17 protein-coding genes and 1 pseudogene are annotated in these 18077 nt (G+C 63.1%); 12 read left to right on the forward strand and 6 right to left on the reverse strand.

Going from position 1 to position 18077, the window contains the following annotated elements; genetic code table 11:
* Positions 1–21: 21 nt before the first annotated feature.
* Positions 22–1851: a DUF4139 domain-containing protein gene (locus Q9293_RS05970; protein WP_306251022.1), complete on the reverse strand. Its 1830-nt coding sequence runs from the start codon at positions 1849–1851 to the stop codon at positions 22–24.
* Between the two features lie 245 nt (positions 1852–2096).
* On the opposite strand from Q9293_RS05970, the gene Q9293_RS18650 reads away from it, so the two are divergent.
* A protein-coding gene (locus Q9293_RS18650; protein ID WP_372342177.1) for an IS5 family transposase occupies positions 2097–2851 on the forward strand; the annotation gives its coding sequence in 2 pieces (ribosomal slippage) (positions 2097–2433 and positions 2433–2851; 756 coding nt in all).
* Between the two features lie 9 nt (positions 2852–2860).
* On the opposite strand, the gene Q9293_RS05980 is transcribed toward Q9293_RS18650, so the two are convergent.
* From Q9293_RS05980 to Q9293_RS05990, 3 genes are all read right to left on the reverse strand, one after another.
* On the reverse strand, positions 2861–3286 hold the full coding sequence (locus Q9293_RS05980) for a hypothetical protein (protein WP_306251025.1): 426 nt from the start codon (positions 3284–3286) through the stop codon (positions 2861–2863).
* A gap of 75 nt (positions 3287–3361) precedes the next feature.
* Positions 3362–4036 carry a YggS family pyridoxal phosphate-dependent enzyme gene (locus Q9293_RS05985; RefSeq protein WP_306251027.1) on the reverse strand — a complete coding sequence of 225 codons (675 nt, stop codon included), beginning with the start codon at positions 4034–4036 and terminating at the stop codon, positions 3362–3364.
* On the reverse strand, positions 4033–4731 hold the full coding sequence (locus Q9293_RS05990) for a zinc ribbon domain-containing protein (protein ID WP_306251029.1): 699 nt from the start codon (positions 4729–4731) through the stop codon (positions 4033–4035). The genes Q9293_RS05985 and Q9293_RS05990 overlap by 4 nt, the downstream gene beginning before the upstream one ends.
* A gap of 218 nt (positions 4732–4949) precedes the next feature.
* Here Q9293_RS05990 and Q9293_RS05995 point away from each other — a divergent pair, with 218 nt between their 5' ends.
* The 8 genes and pseudogenes from Q9293_RS05995 (at position 4950) to Q9293_RS06025 (ending at position 13160) form a co-directional block, all read left to right on the forward strand.
* The gene (locus Q9293_RS05995) at positions 4950–5237 is read left to right on the forward strand and encodes a co-chaperone GroES (protein WP_291200360.1); all 288 of its coding nucleotides are present in this window, start codon (positions 4950–4952) and stop codon (positions 5235–5237) included.
* A 27-nt stretch (positions 5238–5264) separates the two neighbouring features.
* On the forward strand, positions 5265–6890 hold the full coding sequence (gene groL / locus Q9293_RS06000; RefSeq protein WP_306251031.1) for a chaperonin GroEL: 1626 nt from the start codon (positions 5265–5267) through the stop codon (positions 6888–6890).
* Positions 6891–7055: 165 nt separating this feature from the next.
* A pseudogene (locus Q9293_RS18655) lies at positions 7056–7255 on the forward strand (hypothetical protein); the annotation flags it as partial.
* A 126-nt stretch (positions 7256–7381) separates the two neighbouring features.
* Positions 7382–7888, forward strand: coding sequence for a DinB family protein (locus Q9293_RS06005; RefSeq protein ID WP_306251033.1), 507 nt, complete (start codon positions 7382–7384; stop codon positions 7886–7888).
* 410 nt (positions 7889–8298) lie between these two features.
* Complete coding sequence (locus Q9293_RS06010; RefSeq protein ID WP_306251035.1) at positions 8299–9066, forward strand: 4Fe-4S dicluster domain-containing protein; 768 nt, start codon at positions 8299–8301, stop codon at positions 9064–9066.
* A 2-nt stretch (positions 9067–9068) separates the two neighbouring features.
* The gene (gene nrfD / locus Q9293_RS06015) at positions 9069–10226 is read left to right on the forward strand and encodes an NrfD/PsrC family molybdoenzyme membrane anchor subunit (protein ID WP_306251038.1); all 1158 of its coding nucleotides are present in this window, start codon (positions 9069–9071) and stop codon (positions 10224–10226) included.
* Positions 10227–10508: 282 nt separating this feature from the next.
* Positions 10509–12035: a sensor histidine kinase gene (locus Q9293_RS06020; protein WP_306251040.1), complete on the forward strand. Its 1527-nt coding sequence runs from the start codon at positions 10509–10511 to the stop codon at positions 12033–12035.
* A 9-nt stretch (positions 12036–12044) separates the two neighbouring features.
* On the forward strand, positions 12045–13160 hold the full coding sequence (locus tag Q9293_RS06025; protein ID WP_306251042.1) for a response regulator: 1116 nt from the start codon (positions 12045–12047) through the stop codon (positions 13158–13160).
* 34 nt (positions 13161–13194) lie between these two features.
* Here the strand turns inward: Q9293_RS06025 and lipA are convergent, their stop codons facing one another.
* Positions 13195–14025 (reverse strand): lipoyl synthase, encoded by an 831-nt coding sequence (gene lipA, locus Q9293_RS06030; RefSeq protein ID WP_306251044.1) that lies wholly within the window; start codon positions 14023–14025, stop codon positions 13195–13197.
* 222 nt (positions 14026–14247) lie between these two features.
* On the opposite strand from lipA, the gene Q9293_RS06035 reads away from it, so the two are divergent.
* From Q9293_RS06035 to Q9293_RS06045, 3 genes are read left to right on the forward strand one after another with little or no spacing between them, the layout of a single operon-like run.
* The gene (locus tag Q9293_RS06035; RefSeq protein ID WP_306251047.1) at positions 14248–15087 is read left to right on the forward strand and encodes a ScpA family protein; all 840 of its coding nucleotides are present in this window, start codon (positions 14248–14250) and stop codon (positions 15085–15087) included.
* Between the two features lie 53 nt (positions 15088–15140).
* Complete coding sequence (locus Q9293_RS06040) at positions 15141–15539, forward strand: hypothetical protein (protein WP_306251049.1); 399 nt, start codon at positions 15141–15143, stop codon at positions 15537–15539.
* A 44-nt stretch (positions 15540–15583) separates the two neighbouring features.
* A complete protein-coding gene (locus Q9293_RS06045) occupies positions 15584–16219 on the forward strand; it encodes a tetratricopeptide repeat protein (RefSeq protein ID WP_306251051.1) in 636 nt (211 codons plus the stop codon).
* Here the strand turns inward: Q9293_RS06045 and uvrC are convergent, their stop codons facing one another.
* A complete protein-coding gene (gene uvrC / locus Q9293_RS06050; protein ID WP_306251053.1) occupies positions 16220–18046 on the reverse strand; it encodes an excinuclease ABC subunit UvrC in 1827 nt (608 codons plus the stop codon).
* Between the last annotated feature and the right edge of the window lie 31 nt (positions 18047–18077).

The raw sequence follows: 18077 nt of genomic DNA on the forward strand, positions 1-18077 counted from the left end.
GCCGTGAGGGGGGAAATCCTTTCAAGGAATGTTTGAAGCTGTAGAGGACTCATTCGCTTCGAGTGCCTCTGATTCCGGATCTTCGACATCGGGTGTAGCAGTCTGGGACGAGATCTCTTCAGGCGAAGTCCGAACCGTGTAGGTCAATTGGGTCACCTGATGGGGCTGGACCCTCACCTGGAAGTCCCACGCGTTTGGGCCTGCCCTATGCCCCGTGTGGCTGGCTGATTTCAATTCCCAATCAGTCTTGAGGGGTTCTCGGACTGTGATGTTAGCGACCTCATCCAAGTCATTCTTGAGGTGGATCTGAACGCTGTAGATCCAACGGCGTTGAGGGCGTAGCCTGCCCTGGCTGTTACGGTGCGGTTTTGTGATGGCGGATTTGCATGAGGTTCCGTACCGATCCACATGAAGGCCACGAGCGGGACCAAACATAAGTTCGATGTCCTCCCCGGGAGCCGTCTGAGGGAACTCGGAAGAGTGGCCTCCACTGCCAGGAAGGGCAATTTGAACGCCAGAGGCATCCTGGTAGCGAACTGTTACCGATCCCTTTGGAAGCGCCCGACCCAGCTGGTGCAATTTGATATTTTGAATCGTCCCCAAGCGATAGACGGTCGGTTGTCTGCGAGAAACCCAGCCTCTGATCGCACCGGGATTGGACGGTGGCCGGAGTTGGAAAAGTGGCCCATCCTCCTGAAAGCGATTTGTCGAATAGTCCTGTGGGGCACTGCCAACCAGAAATGTTGTGCGAACGGGGATGTTCTCGGCATGCAGCAGGGCTATTTGTTTTTCCTGTTTGTCTTCAATCGTGATTGGTCGATCCAGGGTGAAGAGTGGGTATTCCGAGAGCTTTTCCTCCCGGAAAATCGGGGGGCCGTCCACGACTCCCCCCACCACGCCGCCGATGACTCCACCTGGGACGCCATCCAATAACTCCTCTTCCTCAGGGGGTGGGTCTTCAACCAGATGGGGTTCACCTGCAATCAATTGAAGGCTGGTTCCGACCAGAGGTGCACCGCTCGAATTTTTGATCCTAGCGAAGGCGCGGAGGTCCAGTTCTCTGGCAGAGGTGCTTAACGTGGCCTCGTAGTGGCAAGACCATTCGAATTGCTCGGCGGTGTAGAGGAGTGTGAGATCGTTCGGACGTGCTCCTTCAGCCTCCAGAAATTGGAAAATGGTCGGTGAGGCTAGAAGCCCTAGAGGAATCGCCTGGAATTCAATGGCTGAGGGTTTAGCGGGAAGAAAGCCGTCCTTGGTGGCCAGGAGGACTTTTGGGTCCCTCCGTTGCAGAATGACAAGATCCTGCCGCCAGAGAGGTTCCGTGTCGTCGTCATCTTCTCCTAGTAACTGGGGCTCATATCCTATTGGTGGCGGGGGAGGTGGAGGCGGCGTGATTGGCCTGGATCCATCATCTTCATCGACATTTCGAATGGTTGGAGTGGCGATCAGCCCGATTCGTCTCTTCAGGAGTGGTTTGGAAACGAGTCTCCCCGTTTGACCCACCACGCCCCTTTCGTTCTTGACCCCCACGGTCGCACCCAGGCTGGCCTCCACCAACGAGGCCGGGCTGAGCAGGTTGAACTCGTAGTTGCGTTCCCGCACCTGGATGCCAAGGCCTGGGTCCAGCAGCGTGGCGCTTTTTGGGCGCAGGGTAGGCACCAGGTCGGAGAAGGCCAGGCGGCTGGGGCCTGCGGGCAAGTTGATACGTCGGGTGTCGCGGATGGCGGCGAGGCCGTTCTGGTAGATGGTGACGCTCAGTCCGACGCGATCCTTGGCTGTGGTGCGGACCTCCGGCACCTGGGCCTGGAGGGGCACCAGCGCGAAAGCCAAGAAGATGGGGAGAGTGCGCATGCCACCAGCATGGCGGAAATGACTTGAGGAGGAAACGAAGGGAGCGCGCGGATGAACATGATGGGAGGAGAAGGGACAATCCATCCTTTTCAGCTTTCCTCCGCCCCTCCGTTCTCCTCCGCTTTCAAAATTCCTTTCCCTCAGCGCTAGGGCCTGTTTTCAAAGTCAAGAAAGGCAAATGGACGTAAGGGGTTGTACAAATTGCCTAACTGCGGTACCTCATGGGTATGACGTTGAGGTAGAGCGTGGCGAGAACTTTTCTGACTGAACGAATGTGGGCCAGGCTAGAGCCTCTGCTGCCGAGCGAGCAGGGTGGAATGGGGCGCCCTCGCCTGGACAATCGCCCCATCGTTGAAGCGATCCTCTGGAAGCACAGAACGGGAGCGCCCTGGAGAGATTTGCCTGAATCCTTCGGACCTTGGAACACGGTCTTCACGCGCTTCAATCGGTGGAATCGGAGCGGAGTCTGGCAGCGGGTCCTCGAAGCCCTTCGAGGTGAAGCGGATTGCGAATGGGTCATGGTCGACGGAACCGTTATCTGCGCCCATCAGCATGCGGCTGGTGCAAAAGGGGGACCTACATCCAAGGGCTTGGCCGCTCGCGCGGCGGTTTCTCGACCAAAGTCCACCTGATCGGGGATGCCCACGGCAACCCCGTCGATTTCGTGCTGACACCAGGCCAGTCGCACGAGAGCAAGCAACTCGGAAGCCTATTAATGGGCCGGGAGGCCGGGGCTGTTCTCGGTGATCGTGCCTACGACGGAAAGTCCTGCCGGGATCAGATCGCGCCTATTGGAGCAGAGGCAGTTGTTCCACCTCATCCATGCAGGAAGGATCCAGCCGCCTTCGATAAGCATTTCTACAAGGCCCGCCACGCCGTCGAGAACCTGTTCGCGAAGCTCAAACAATACCGAAGCCTCGCTACCCGTTACGACAAAACCATGCGCAACTACAGCGCCATGGTCGCCATTGCCTGTGTCCTTACCTGGCTCCGACTTTGAAAACACACCCTAGGCCAGCTTGCCTTCGCCCGCCAGCTCCTGAATCCGCGCCAGGGCGCTGTCCAGCTGGCCCTGGAGGAGTTTTTCGGCACCCATCATCTGCATCATCATCGGGATGTCGGCTTCGTCCACCAGGCGCAGGGTGCTGCCATCCCCGGCGGCGGCGATCTCGAAGCGCAGTTCGTGGTCGAACATCTTCTTGGCGCCGGGCACGAGGCTCACCAGCTGGCCGGGCGTGCGGGTCCTGACGACGAGTTCCTGGGGCATCTTCATGCCCATGACCTCGACGACGTAGCTGTGCTTGTCGGCATCGCCCTGGAAGTTCATGGCGGCGGGCTCAAGAAAGATGCGGTGCTTGGACAGGTCGGAGAGGAAGGCGTACAGCGCATCCGCAGAGACAGGCAGCGCGGCCGTGGCGGTCTTCAGGGTGGTCATGGCAACTCCGGGGTGAGGAGCCATCGAACCACGAAGCGGCGCTGATCGCGAGGCCCTACCCTCGGACAGGCTGTTTCACCGAGGAGTGTAGACCCGCTCGCCGAAGAAGGCCGTGCCGATTCGGATCTGATCGGAGCCCGCGGCGATGGCCGTCTCCAGGTCACCGCTCATACCCATGCTCAGGCGCAGGGGCTGGCCCAGGTCCTGCTGCAGGTGATCGCGGAGGTCGGCCAGCTGGGTGAATGCCCCTGCATCCTGAGGCGGTGGGATGGCCATGAGGCCCCGCAGGGGCAGGCGCGCGTCGCCGCCCAGCGCTGCGAGCAGGGCGGGCAGGTCGGCTTCGGAGCAGCCACCCTGCTTGGTGGACTCGTCCCAGAGGTCCACCTGGATCCAGACGGGGCGCACCACGTCGAGTTCTTCGGCCAGGCGGCGCAAGCGCTCGGCCAGATCGGGCCGGTCCAGGCTCTGGATTTCCGCGAAGTGCTGAAGAGCGGGCTTGGCCTTGTTCCGCTGCAACGGGCCCAGCAGGACGAACTGCAGGTCGAGGGCGGCTGTGGCCTTGTCGGCGCCTTCCTGCACGTAGTTCTCACCGAAGCGAGCGAAGCCAGAACCCGCCGCCTCGCGGATGAGTGCCAGCGGCTGCTTTTTAGACACGGGCAGCAGTTCGATGCTGGCAGGATCGCGTCCCGAGGCTTCGCAGGCCTTGCGGATGCGGGCCCGTAGGCCCTCGATGCGATCCCGGAGGCTCACGGCAGGAAGAGGGTTCGCCCGCAGGATTCGCAGGTGATGAGGGTTTTGCCTTCCTTGAGCTGGAAGAAAATGGGGCCGCGGAGCTTCACGTTGCAGCCCGAGCAGGCGCCGTTCTCCACCACGACCACGGCCTTGCCCTGGCGGGCATTGGCCAGGCGGTGGAACCGGGCCACTTCGGCCGGGGTCAGCTTTGCCTCCAGGGTCGCCTGCTTGGCCAGGAGCTGCTTGCGGCCCTCCACCTGGTTGGCATGCTCATCGAGGAATACGGAGTGGAGCTCGTCAAACTGGGCCTGGGCTGCGATGCGCTGGGCCTCCAGGGCGGACAGGGTCGATTCCAGGGTTTGAATGGTGGTTTCCAGGGTTTTCAGGGGCTTGGAGACGGCGGCCTTCAGCCGCTCCTTCTCGTCCAGTTCGCGAATGGCGGCGGTGTACTGCACCTTCTGGCTGGTGGACTTGACCGCGGCCCGGGCCCGGTCTTCATCCTTCTGGGCCTGGATCAGTTCCTTGGCCTTGACCTGAATCTGGGCCTTGGCTGTCTCCAGGGCCTTGGTCTTCTCGGCGATCTGCTTCTCGGTGGACTTGACCCTGGAATCCAGAATGGCCAGGTCCGGGGGCAGGTTTGACAACTCGCGCTGGATGGTCGCCAGGTAGTCCAAGGTGGCTTGCAGGTCGCGCAGGGTGGTCAGTGGTTCCATGAATTGAGGCTACACCTCAATTGGCAAAGCGTTCCTGCTTTCAGGTATTCATTGCAAACGAAGAAAATCTTCGTAACAGAACTAAAATTTTTGCCGTTCGCAGGCCAAATCGACTTGACGTAGGTCCGCAGCGATGGGAAACTTTGGCACTCGCTGTTGGTGAGTGCTAACAGCCTCCCTTCCGTTTTTTTACCTCAATCCCTTTTCAAGGAGGTCCCATGGCCATCCAGCCCCTGTCTGATCGCGTCGTGCTGAAGCGCGTCGACGCCGCCGAAACCGTCAAGGGCGGCATCATCATCCCCGACACCGCCAAGGAGAAGCCCATGGAGGCTGAAGTGGTGGCCGTCGGCGAGGGCAAGATCAACGAGAACGGCACCCGCAATCCCATGTCCGTCAAGGCTGGCCAGAAGGTCCTGATCGGCAAGTACAGCGGCACCGAAGTGAAGATCGACGGCATCGATCACGTCATCGTGCGCGAAGACGAAATCCTCGCGATCGTCGGCTAAGACACCCAAGAGACCAAGGAGACACACATGGCCAAGTCCATCATCTATGCCGAAGACGCCCGCCAGGCCATTCTGCGCGGCGTGAACAAGCTCGCCGACGCGGTGCAGGTCACCCTCGGGCCCAAGGGCCGCAACGTCCTCATCGAGAAGAAGTTCGGTTCCCCCCTCATGACCAAGGACGGCGTCACCGTCGCCAAGGAAGTGGAGCTGAAGGACAAGCACGAGAACATGGGCGCCCAGCTGGTGCGTGAGGTCGCCTCCAAGACCTCCGACATCGCCGGCGACGGCACCACCACCGCCACCGTGCTGGCCCGCGCCATCTACCGTGAGGGCATCAAGGCCGTCGTGAGCGGCGCCAACACCATGGAGATCAAGAAGGGCATCGACCTCGCCGTCGACACCGTCGTGGCCGCCATCGACGAGATCAAGAAGCCCGTCGAGGGCAACGCCATCGCCCAGGTCGGCACCATCTCCGCCAACGGCGACGCCGAGATCGGCAAGATCATCGCCGAAGCCATGGCCAAGGTCGGCAAGGACGGCGTCATCACCGTCGAGGAAGCCAAGGGCCGTGAGACCGAGCTGAACGTGGTCGAGGGCATGCAGTTCGACCGCGGCTACCTCAGCCCCTACTTCGTGACCAACCCCGACCAGATGAAGGTCGAGCTGGAGAACCCCTACATTCTCGCCTACGAGAAGAAGGTCTCCAACATGCGCGACCTCCTGCCCCTGCTGGAGCAGGTCGTCAACAGCCGCCGCCCCCTGCTGATCATCGCCGAGGACGTGGACGGCGAAGCGCTGGCCACCCTCGTGGTGAACAAGATCCGCGGTACCCTGAACGTGGCCGCCGTGAAGGCTCCCGGCTTCGGCGACCGCCGCAAGGCCATGCTGGAAGACATCGCCATCCTGACGGGTGGCAAGGCCATCAGCGAGGATCTGGGCCTCAAGCTCGAGAACCTCACGCTGGCTGACCTCGGCACCGCCAAGAAGATCGTCATCGACAAGGAGAACACCACCATCGTCGAGGGCGCCGGCGCCAGCGAGGCCATCCAGGGCCGCGTGAAGCAGATCCGCGCCCAGGTCGAGGTCTCCACCAGCGACTACGACAAGGAGAAGCTGCAGGAACGTCTGGCCAAGCTCGTGGGCGGCGTCGCCGTCATCAAGGTGGGCGCGGCTTCCGAGACCGAGATGAAGGAGAAGAAGGCCCGCGTGGAAGACGCCATGCATGCCACCAAGGCCGCCGTCGAGGACGGCATCGTGGCGGGCGGCGGCGTCGCGCTGCTCCGCAGCCTGACCAAGCTGGCCGCCCTGAAGGCCACCGGCGACCAGGCCACGGGCATCGAGATCGTCCGCAAGTCCCTGGAGGAGCCCCTCCGCCAGATCGCGAACAATGCCGGTGTCGAAGGCTCCGTGGTCGTCAACGCCGTCCGTGAGGGCAAGGACAACTACGGCTACAACGCCGCCACCAACGAGTACGGCGACATGGTCAAGTTCGGCGTCGTCGACCCCGCCAAGGTGACCAAGTCCGCCCTGCGCAACGCCGCCTCCGTGGCCTCCATGATGCTGACCACCGAAGCCATCATCACCGAGATCCCCGAGCCCAAGGCTCCCGCTCCTGCGGGCCCCGGCATGGGCGGCATGGAAGACATGTATTAATCAGCCGCAGCTTCGCGGTTCTGGAAAAGGCCCCGCAACCGCGGGGCCTTTTTGATGGGGCCGGGGGAAGAGCTTGGTGGGGTGCTCCGACGGGCGTGATTCGCTCCCTGTGGGGCCCCGCTGCGCAGGCTCCCCCGGAGCCTGCTTCGCGACCCACATGGTCGCGACATGGTCAAGTTCGGCGTGGTTGATCCCGCCAAGGTGACCAAGTCCGCCCTGCGAATGATGTCGAGTGCACCTTCGGTGCTGGCGCCTCCGTGGCCTCCATGATGCTGACCACCGAAGCCATCATCACCGAGCTCCCCGAGCCCAAGGCTCCCGCTCCTGCAGGCCCCGGCATGGGCGGCATGGAAGACATGTATTAATCAGCCGCAGCTTCGCGGTTCTGGAAAGGCCCCGCAACCGCGGGGCCTTTTGACTTCGGGCCCTCGCTCTTCCTGTTCCACGGAAGGGAACTCCGCTAGGATGCCGGAAACCCCCAAGAGGCACCCATGGCCCACGTCGCGGAGTGGCTGAAGGAATTCGACCTGGAGATGTCGCGCACCAGAAAAGTTCTGGCGCGGGTTCCCGAGGATCGCCTGGGTTGGCGGCCCCACCCGAAATCCTGGACGCTGGCCGAACTTGCCACGCACCTGGCCTGGATCCCCTCCTGGGTGACGCCATCGCTGCGCTTTCCCGACATGGATCTGGCCTCGCCCGACAGCCCCGCGATGCCCAAGGCTGTGACGAGCGCGACTGACCTGCTGGCCCTTTTCGATGGGCAGCAGATCGGCGCGCGGGCGTCCCTGGAAGCCTCCGATGAATCGACGTTCTCCCTGCCGTGGTCCCTGCGCGCCGGAGAGCAAGTCTTCTTCACGCAAACCCGCGGTGAAGTCCTGCGGACCTTCGTGATGAACCACCTCATCCACCATCGAGGCCAGTTGGAGGTGTACCTGCGTGTGAACGATGTGCCCTTGCCGGCCCTCTATGGTCCCAGCGCAGACGAAGGGGGGATGTAGGCGTTTTTAGGAACCGGTCTCAAGAGCAACTTTGGACAATGGTTGCCAAAACCAGCCGCAGCCTGCTCTAAGACCCCCTAGGTGTCGCGAGATGCCCCGGAGCTCCGGGGCATTTGTGTTACTAATGACAATAAAGTCGTTTTTAATTACCACCTATGGGTTGACTATGATCTCGAACGGGCGGATCCTTCCCTCGGATCCTCCGGGAGCTCCTTCCGGAATGGATAGACAGGACGGGGTTTCATGCCCATGGACCTACTGCACAGAGATACTCGCCCAGGCGATGCGGAGGGTTGCGCAGATTTCATGAAGGCATCTCAGGCCCCATGTCCTTGCCGGGGTGGTCGAGCCGACCGCGCCACTCCAAGCACGCCTGCACCTGGCTTCTCCCTCTTTGATCGGAGTGTTCGATGATTCAAAAGAAAGCCATGCTGATTGACATCTCCATGTGCGTGGGCTGTAACGCCTGCCAGGACGGCTGCAAGGCCGAGAACAAGCTGGCGCCGGGCGAAGAGAAGCGTCTGTCTCCGACGGCCTACACGGCCTTGAGCGAGCACAATGGCAAGTTCGTACGCCACATGTGCCAGCACTGCGACGTGCCCACCTGCGTGTCCGTGTGCCCCGTGGCGGCCTTCACCAAAACCGCCGAAGGGCCCGTGCTCTACGATGCCAACAAGTGCATCGGCTGCCGCTACTGCATGCAGGCCTGCCCCTTCAAGGTGCCGCGCTACGAGTGGAGCAGCACCAAGCCCCGCGTCCAGAAGTGCATCTTCTGCGCGCCGCGCATCACCAAGGGTCTTCAGCCCGCCTGCGCCGAGGCCTGCCCCACGGGCGCCACGAAGTTCGGTGAACGGGATGAACTGATTCTCGAAGCCCACAACCGCATCAACGCCGAGCCAGGCAAGTACGTCGCCAAGATCTACGGACAGAAGGATGTGGGCGGCACGTCCATCCTCTTCATCAGCCCCGTGCCCTTCGAGGAATTGGGCTTCGACACGCGGCTTGGCGACACGCCCATGCCGCTTCTGACGCTGAGCGCCATGTCCAAAATTCCCAACGTCGTCACCATGGGCGCGGTCATGCTCGCGGGCATCTGGTGGATCACCAACCGTCGCGCCGAGGTTCAGCACTACGAAGCCTCCCTGCAACATGACGCCACTTCCAAGACGCAGGAATAGCCATGGCCTCCTTCAAATTCCCCCGCATCACCGTGTGGAGCGTCATCGCCACCACCCTAATTACCACCGGCATCGCCGCGGCCATCGCGCGGTTCACGTTGGGCCTTGGGGCCACCACGAACCTCAGTGACACTTTCCCCTGGGGCCTCTGGATCGGCTTCGACTTCCTGGGCATCGGCCTGGCGGCGGCAGGTTTCACCATCGTGGCCGCGGTGCACCTCTTCCACGCCACGGAGTACGAGCCCATCGTGCGGCCTGCGATTCTCACAGCCTTCATCGGCTACCTGCTGGTGGTTCTGGTGCTGGTCATCGACCTGGGGCGCCCTGAGCACTTCTGGCATCCGCTGGTCATGTGGAACCCCCACTCGGTGATGTTCGAGATCACCTGGTGCGTGATCCTCTACACCACCGTGCTGTCCATGGAGTTCGCGCCCATCGTGCTCGAGAAATTCAACATGCACGCCCCCATCAAGTGGATTCACAGCGTGTCGCTGCCCCTCATGGTGATGGGCGTTCTCCTGTCCACGCTGCACCAGTCCTCTTTCGGTTCGCTCTATCTGATCGTGCCCAACCGGTTGCATCCGCTTTGGTACACCCCGCTGTTGCCGGTGCTCTTCTTCGTGTCCTGCATCGCCTCGGGCATCTCCATGGTGCTCATCGAATCCCTGATCTTCTCCCGCAATGGACGGCGCCTCCTCCCCACGGCGCTGCGGGCCAAGCTGGCCAAGATCACCGCCATCGCCCTGGCCATGTACCTCGTCATCCGTATCCAGGACATGGCCTCCCGCGGCGTGTTCCACCATGCCAAACACCTCAGCTACCACAGCATCGCCTTCTGGGCTGAGCTGCTCATCGGGTTCGCGATCCCCTGTGTCCTGCTGCTGTTCAGCCGGATCAGGACTTCCCGCCGCGGACTCTACAGCGCTTCCCTGATGGTGCTGGCCGGGTTCGCGCTCAACCGCATGAATACGGCCATCACCGGACTCGAAGACTGGCCCGCGCGGACCTACTTCCCCTCGCTGATCGAAGTGCTCATCACTCTGGGCATTGCCGCCATTGGCTTTACGGCCTTCACCCTGATCGCACGGTTCCTGCCCATTTTCGCGCCTGAACCTTTGCCAGCCCAGACCTGGAGCCACTCTGAGGATCTTCCGGGGTGATGAACGGCGCTTCCCTGGAAGTGAATGCCTAGTGCAGCAAAGGTTTGCTTTGATGGATGAAGGATTGGCGGATTGTCAAAGCTTCGATCAATTACTACCAAAGGGTTGACTATGTTTCGGCGAGGGCGGATCCTTCACATGATTCCACCCGGGACTTCCTCGCGGGCTGGATTGACAGAGCGGGAATCCATGACCATGGAACCTCCTACCGCGACACTCAACTACGCCACTCGCGCTGCCCATCGGCCGCAGGTCCTCACTTCTGGACGGGGAGTCTGAAGCATGCGCACCCGCATCGGCACCCGTCTCATCCTTGGCGCTGGCCTGACGACGGCCGTCGTCATCGGCGGCATGGCCTTCACGGTCATCCGCTCCCATACAGCGCAGCTGCTGGCGGAGCGCACCCGCAGCGCGGACCAGCTGAGCGAGACCATCAAGAGTTCCACCCATTTCGACATGCTGGAAAACCGGCGGGACAACCTGCACCGCCAGATCCGCTCTGTGGGCGGCCTGCAAGGGCAGGGCATCCGCAAGGTGAGGGTGTTCAACAAGGAAGGCCGGATCATGTTCTCTTCCGCCAGTGAGGAGATCGGCACCAGCCTGGATACCCGGGGCGAGGCTTGCTACGCCTGCCACCAGGAAGGCCGCCCCCTGGATCGGCTGGAGATCAACGCCAGGGCTCGCGTCTTCCGCGCCCCCGATGGCTCGCGCATGCTGGGGCTCATCGCCCCCATCCCCAATGAACCGTCCTGCTCCACGGCCGACTGCCACGCGCACAGTTCCAAGCAGAGCCTGCTGGGTGTGCTCGATGTCAACGTTTCCCTCGCCGAAGTGGACCGGGAAATCTCACGGAGCCGGATGGTCATCCTCTCCTCGGCGATCCTGGCCATCCTGGCGGGCAGCCTCATGCTCTGGTGGCTCAACCGCCGGCTGGTGGTGCGTCCGGTGGCGGCATTGGTGGAAGGCACCCGGCGTGTCAGCGAGGGTGATCTTTCGGCGACCATTCCGGTGAACGGGCGGCATGAACTCAGTCAGCTGGCCCGGGCCTTCAACGACATGACCAGCAACCTCGCCGATACCCACCGTCAGCTGGCCCAGGCCGACAAGCTGGCCTCCGTGGGCCGCCTGGCCGCAGGCATCGCCCACGAGATCAACAACCCGCTGACGGGTGTCCTCAGCTATGCTTCGCTGCTGCGCAAGCGCATGGAGCACGATGCCTCCGCGTGTGAGGATCTGGACGTGATCGTGCGGGAGACGGTGCGCTGCCGGGGCATCATCCGCGGCCTGCTGGATTTCGCCCGGCCCGCCGCCCCTGCCCGCAAGCCCATGGACCTCAACGATGTGATCCGCCGTTCCGTGTCCGTGGTGATGACGCAACTCTCTCTCCACCAGGTGGACCTTTCCCTGGGGCTGGCGCCAGATCTGCCCACAGTTCAGGCGGATGCGAACCAGATCGAGCAGGTGGTTGTGAACCTGCTGTTGAATGCGGCCGATGCCATTGGTGAGGCGGGTGGTCACATCCGCGCCACCACCCGGCTAGGTCCAGGCGATACCATCGAGCTCCTGCTGCAGGACAGCGGCCACGGCATTCCGGCCGAAGACCTTCCCCGCATCTTTGAACCGTTCTTCACCACCAAGGGCAACCATGGCACTGGCCTGGGGCTGGCGGTGAGCTGGGGCATCATGGAGGCCCACGGCGGCGCCCTGGAGGTCCAGAGTGAACTGGGCCAGGGCACCTGCTTCACCCTCCGGTTGCCGACCCACCCTGACCCCGAAGGCCGCAAGCCTATACTTCCCACCATCACCTAGGAGGTCGCCATGACCGCCGTATTGATCCTCTTCATGTTCGCGGCCTTCGTGGGCATCGACTATCTGGTGCGCACAAACCTTCGGCGGGTGCAGGAAAAGAAGGCGCGGCAGGCCCGCGAAGCCGTTCTGAATACCTCCATCCGTCTGGATTTCACCCACGAAGCCAAGAGCCTCAAGCGCGTCGAAGTTCCCAATCCCAAGGCCCGCATCCTCGCCGTGGATGACGAGGGCGTGGTGCTGGATTCCTTCCGCCGCATCCTGGTGCTGGAAGGCTTCAGTGTGGATACGGTCGAGCATGGGCCAGAAGCCTTGGGCCTGGTGCAGCGCAACGACTATGACTTCGTCTTCACCGACCTCAAGATGCCGGACATGGATGGCGTGGAAGTGGTGAAGGCTGTCAAGCACCTGCGGCCCGATGTGGATGTGGTCGTCATCACCGGCTACGGCAGCATCGAAACCGCCGTCCAGACGCTGCAACACGGCGCCTGTGAGTACGTGCAGAAGCCCTTTACCGCCGATGAACTGGGTGAGTTCGCCCGGAAGCTGCTCATCAAACGCCAGGCCCGCATCGAGGCCGCCAGCCTGCCCAATGTCCGTGTGGTGACCCCTGAGATGGCCGAAGTGGTGCCTGCTTCCGAGTTCTGTGTGCCCGGCGGCGCCTTCCTTTCTCCAGGCCATGCCTGGGTCACCATTGAACCTGAAGGCCAGGTGCGCGTCGGCATCGATGACTTCATCCGCAAGGCTTTGGGCGGGGTGAAGGAAGTCATCCTGCCAGAGCGCGGCAAGGTGGTGAAGCAGGGTGAGACGCTCTTCACCCTCAAGAGCGCGGCGGGGACCGTCCATGTGGCGGCGCCGGTTTCAGGCCGTGTGGAGCACGACAACGCGGGCCTGAAGTCTGATCCCGGCATGCTGACCCATAGCCCCTATGATCGCGGCTGGGTCTGCCTGCTGACGCCCACTGACCTGGCGAACGAGCTGACCAGCCTGAAGATCGGCAAGCCGGTCATCGAGTGGTACCAGGAAGAGATCACACGCCTGCGAGCGAACAAGAACCCCGAAGGAACGGCCACGCTGGACTGGGCTGCCTTCGAGCAGCAGTTCCTGGGAGCGAACGCTTCCGTTTAGGTGCGATGGCGCCTCATTGGAAGGCCACGGGGGCTCAGCTCCCGTGGCCTTCGCCCGCGTGGTAGCTGGAGCGCACCAGCGGCGCTGATTCCACCCGAAGGAATCCCATTTCCTGACCCTTCTGCTTGTAGAGGTCAAACTCAGCGGGTTCCACGAAGCGGTGCAGTGGCAGGTGCAGGTCCGAAGGGGGAAGGTACTGGCCGATGGTGGCGATGTCCACGCGGTTTGCCCGCCAATCGGCCATCAGTTCCAGCACTTGTTCGGGGGTTTCACCCAGGCCCACCATGATGCCGCTTTTGACACGCATGGCGGGGGCGTGCTGATCCCGCCACCCCGCGGTGCGGCGGAGAACCGTCAGGCTTTGGGCATAGTCGGCGTCGGGCCGCACGCGCTTGTAGAGGTGGGGAACGGTCTCCACGTTGTGGTTCAGCACGTCCGGCCTGGCTTCCAGCACCGTGAGCAGGGCCGCCTCGTTGCCGCGGAAATCGGGAATGAGCACTTCGATGCCGCAGTGCGGCGACAGTGTGCGGATCCATTGGATGGTGGCGGCGAAATGGGCGGCGCCGCCATCGGGCAGGTCATCGCGGTTGACAGAGGTGACCACGGCGAATTTCAGGCCCAGACGTGCCACGGCCTCGGCCACGCGCTGGGGTTCGCCTGGATCCAGTTCGCCTGGCCGCCCCTTGCCCACATTGCAGAACCCGCAGTGGCGTGTGCAGATGTCGCCCATGAGCATGAAGGTGGCGGTGCGGTGAATGCCCCAGCATTCGTGCAGGTTGGGGCAGCGGGCCTCTTCGCAGACGGTCACCAGGCGCTGTTCCCGAATGAGGCCCTCCACCTCAGCCACCACCTCTGGTGCCGGCACGCGGATTTTCAACCATTCAGGACGGGGACCAGGGAGAACAGGAGGGCGAGCCATAGCCCTCCATTGTGGGGGATTGGCCACGGATAAACACGGTTGAACACGGATGGATAGCATTGGTTGGAGCACATCTTGTTCTTTATCAATTTTTATCGAGGTTTGCTTGTGGCTTGATCGCTTTTTCATCGGCGATGCATGGGCCCAAGTCCCAGGTAGAATGGAGCCATGTCCGAAACACCCCAGGAAACCTCAGAAACGGCGGCTGAATCCCTGCCCGAGCCGGAGACTCAGAAAGCCCCCGAGCCGGAGGTTGCGAGGACGTTCGAGCCGCCCAAGGGCTTCGAGACCAAGTTCGCTGGCTTGGCGCTGCACCTGTCGGCCTTTGACGGCCCTTTGGACCTGCTCCTGCACCTCATCCATGAGCAGAAACTGGACATCCTGAACCTGCCCATGGCCGATGTGACGCGGCAGTACATGGACTACCTGAAGCTCATGGAGGAGCTGAACCTGGAGATCGCCGCGGAATTCGTGGCCATGGCGGCCCAGCTGTTGCAGATCAAGTCGCGGCTCATGCTGCCCCGGCCCCCACAGGAATGCGGGGAGGAAGATCCCCGCGAGGCCCTGGTGCAGCGGCTGCTGGACTACCAGCAGGTGAAGGCCGCGGCCATGGCGCTGTCGGACCGCGAATCCGATTGGCAGAAGGTGGCCTTCGCGCCAGGCATCGATCTGGAGGACCACAAGCGCGTGGAGGACGAGCCCATCCGCGCCACCCTCTTCGATCTGCTGGGCGCCTACCGCGAGGCCCTCAAGCGGCTCATGCCGCCGCCGCCGGTGCAAGTTCGCACGCAGCCGAAAACCCTGGAGCAGCGCGTCATGGAAGTCCTCAGCAACCTCCAGGATGGCCTCTGGAAGCCCTTCCAGGGCCTGCTGGGCCAGGTGCGCACCCGCGAAGAGCTGGTGCTCACGTTCCTCGCCCTGCTTGAGCTGGTGCGCACGGGCCGCATCTCCCTGGTGCAGGGTGAAACCTTCGGTGAGATCCGGGTCAAGGCTTCTGAGGCCGCGTGAGCGGCCCGATGGATTCTCTCCGCTCAGTCCATCGCAGAGCCTACGGATTGGGCTTGGCGCTGTGCGCGGGAACCCCCGCTTTCATTGCCCTGCTCCTGCTGACGCGGGTGGTGCCGCCGGGATCGCAGGCGCCGGAAGGGGGTGCTCAACAGGTGGGCTACCTCTTCACGGGGCTGGTGTTTCTTTCGGGGGCTTGGGTGTGGAGCCGCCGTGGGCGGGTGCTGAGGGGATTCAAAAGCGTTGCCGAGGCCCAGCGGCCCTCCCTGATTCTGCGCGAAAGCCTGCTCTATGCCGCGGCCTTCGAGGCCAGTTCCGTTTGGGGCCTGATTTACTGGACCTTGGTGGGTGGTCAGGCGGCCCGCCATGTCTGGGGCTTTCTCCTGCTGACCCCCATGCTCTTCCTGGCCCTGGTGCCCCGCTTCGGCCACTGGGCGAAACGCTTGGAGGCTTGAAGCATCCAGGTATGCTGGGGGATCCCGTCCGTTGAGGAGGGTTTATGCCCGAATCCGAACCCCATGACCCCACCCAGCCCGGCCTTTCGCCCGACGCCACAGTGCGCCTGCCCATTGGGGTTCCAGAGGATCCCCGCGCCACCGTACCCCTGAAAGTCGGTGACTATCTTTCCCTGGACAGCACCCAGAGGCTGCCGGTTGGCGTGCCGAAACCTCCCGCTGATCAAACTCAGAAAATCGCGTTGTCCAGGCCAGACGAGCCTCCTCTCCGAACCCAGCGGGTGGCTGTTCCGGCGGAGGCCGAAGGCCAAACCCAACCCGGCCCGGTGGCCCCTCTGGTTCGCAAGCCCCTCGGCTGGAGGCTCCCGGCGGCCCTCGTGGGCCTCGCCGCCCTCGCGGTGGCGTCCTATGCGGTGCTCACCCAGAGGCCGACGCCGCAGGCTTCCCGCGCAGAATGGGCAGTGACCCCGCCAGAAAAGGTCCCTCCTGAGGTACAGGTCTACATCGACCAGGCCAAGGCCGGAGATACCCACGCCATGCGCATGCTTGGCACCCTGTACCTCCAGGGGCTGAATGTGCCCAAGGACCGGGAAAAGGGCCTCTACTGGTATCGCAAGGCCGCCGAGAAGGGCAGCGATGCGGCCCGGACGGAACTGAGGCAGATCGAGGGCGGGAACTGACTATTCGCCCTCAGGGGCTTGGCCTGTCTGCCAGGCGAGCACCTTCTGGGAGGCCGAGGGGCCAATGGCCTGAACCAAGTCGGCCTCTACGGCTTCGCGCACCCTGGTGACGCTGCCGAAGGTCTGGAGCAGCTTCTTGGCAGTGGCGGGGCCGATGCCTGGAATCTGGGTGAGCTCCGTCTGCAGCGTACGCTTCGCCCGCAGGGCCCGGTGGTAGGTGATGGCGAAGCGGTGGGCCTCGTCGCGGATGCGCTGGAGCAGCTGCAGCACCGGTGATGATTTGGGAATCTTCAACGGTTCGCTGGAGGCGGGGCGGAACACCAGCTCCTCCTTCTTGGCGAGGCTGGCCAGCTCCAGGTGCTCCAGGCCCAGCTCCTTCAGCGCCGCCTCGGCGGCGTGCAGCTGGCCCAGGCCACCATCGATGATCACGAGGTTGGGGAATTCCTGGCCTTCATCCCGCATGCGCTTGTAGCGGCGTGTCACGGCTTCAAACATGTTGGCGAAGTCGTCGTTCTGCTCGTTGCTCATCTTGAAGCGGCGGTAGCGGGCCTTGTCAGGCACGCCGTCGCTGAAGACCACGCAGCTGGCCACCACCTCGCGGCCCTGGCCATGGCTGATGTCGAAGCACTCCAGGCGGCGGGGCAGGTGGCTGAGGCCCAGGAAGGCCTGCAGGCCTTCGAGCACGGCTTCGTTCAGGCGGGCGGGCTCGAACTTGCGCTCCAGGGCCAGCCGCGCGTTCTCCTGAGCCATGGCCAGCAGATCCACCTTCTCGCCCTTCTGCGGGACATGAATCCGGGCCTTGGTGCCGCGGAGGCCCGAGAGCCATTCGCGGAGCAGATCGCCTTCCTCGGGTTCGATTTCCACCAGGAGCTTGGCTGGCACGGGATCGGCGCTGTAGACCCGCTGGATCACCTGGGCCAGCACGGCGCCATCAAAGGTTTCGATGTCGTCCAGCAGGTATTCCTGGCGGCCCACCATGCGGCCCTCGCGCAGCATGAGGCGATGCACGCAGGCGCGCCCATCCAGCACAGCGCTGCCGTAGACATCGGTGTCATCCAGATCGGCGCTGGCCGCCTTCTGGCGCGTGAACCAGGCATCCACCTGCTGAAGGGCGTCGCGGTGCTGGGCGGCCTGCTCGTAGGCGGCGGCCTCGGCGGCCTTCCACATGGCGACCTCCAGCCGCGCCTTCAGCTCGTCGCGTTTGCCCTCGAGAAAGAGCCGCGCCTCCTTGGCCTGCTCGCGGTAGGCCTCCTGGCCCACGGCGGCGATGCAGGGCGCCGTGCAGCGGTGCAGCTGGTATTTCAGGCAGGCCCGGCCCCGCTTGCCATCGATCTCGATGTCGCAGTCGCGGATCTGGAAGAAGCGATACACCAGCTCCGCCGTGCGGTAGGCCGTGCTGGCCGGGAAGAAGGGGCCGAAGTAGAGGCTGCCATCCTTGCGCACCTTGCGGGTGACGTAGACCTTGGGAAAGGCCTCCTTCCAGGTGAGTTTCACGTAGGGGTAGCTCTTGTCGTCCTTCAGCAGGATGTTGAAGGGCGGCCAATGCTCCTTGATGAGGTTGTTCTCGAGGATGAGGGCTTCCAACTCCGTCTCGCAGACGATGAGCTCGACGTCCCAGATGCGGGCCACCAGGCGCCGGGTTTTCGCATCCAAGTGTTTCTGCTGGAAGTAGGACTTCACGCGGTTGCGCAGTACCTTCGCCTTGCCCACGTAGAGCAGGTTGCCGCCCTCATCGCGGTAGAGGTAGCAGCCGGGCCGCTGGGGCAGGTCCGCCAGCTTGCGCGCCAGGGTGGGCGATTTATCGAGGTTGGTGCGAAGGGCAGCCACGGGGATCCGGTTCAGGCCTCAGGCGGCGCGG

Source organism: Geothrix sp. PMB-07 (assembly GCF_030758935.1).
Lineage (GTDB): Bacteria > Acidobacteriota > Holophagae > Holophagales > Holophagaceae > Geothrix.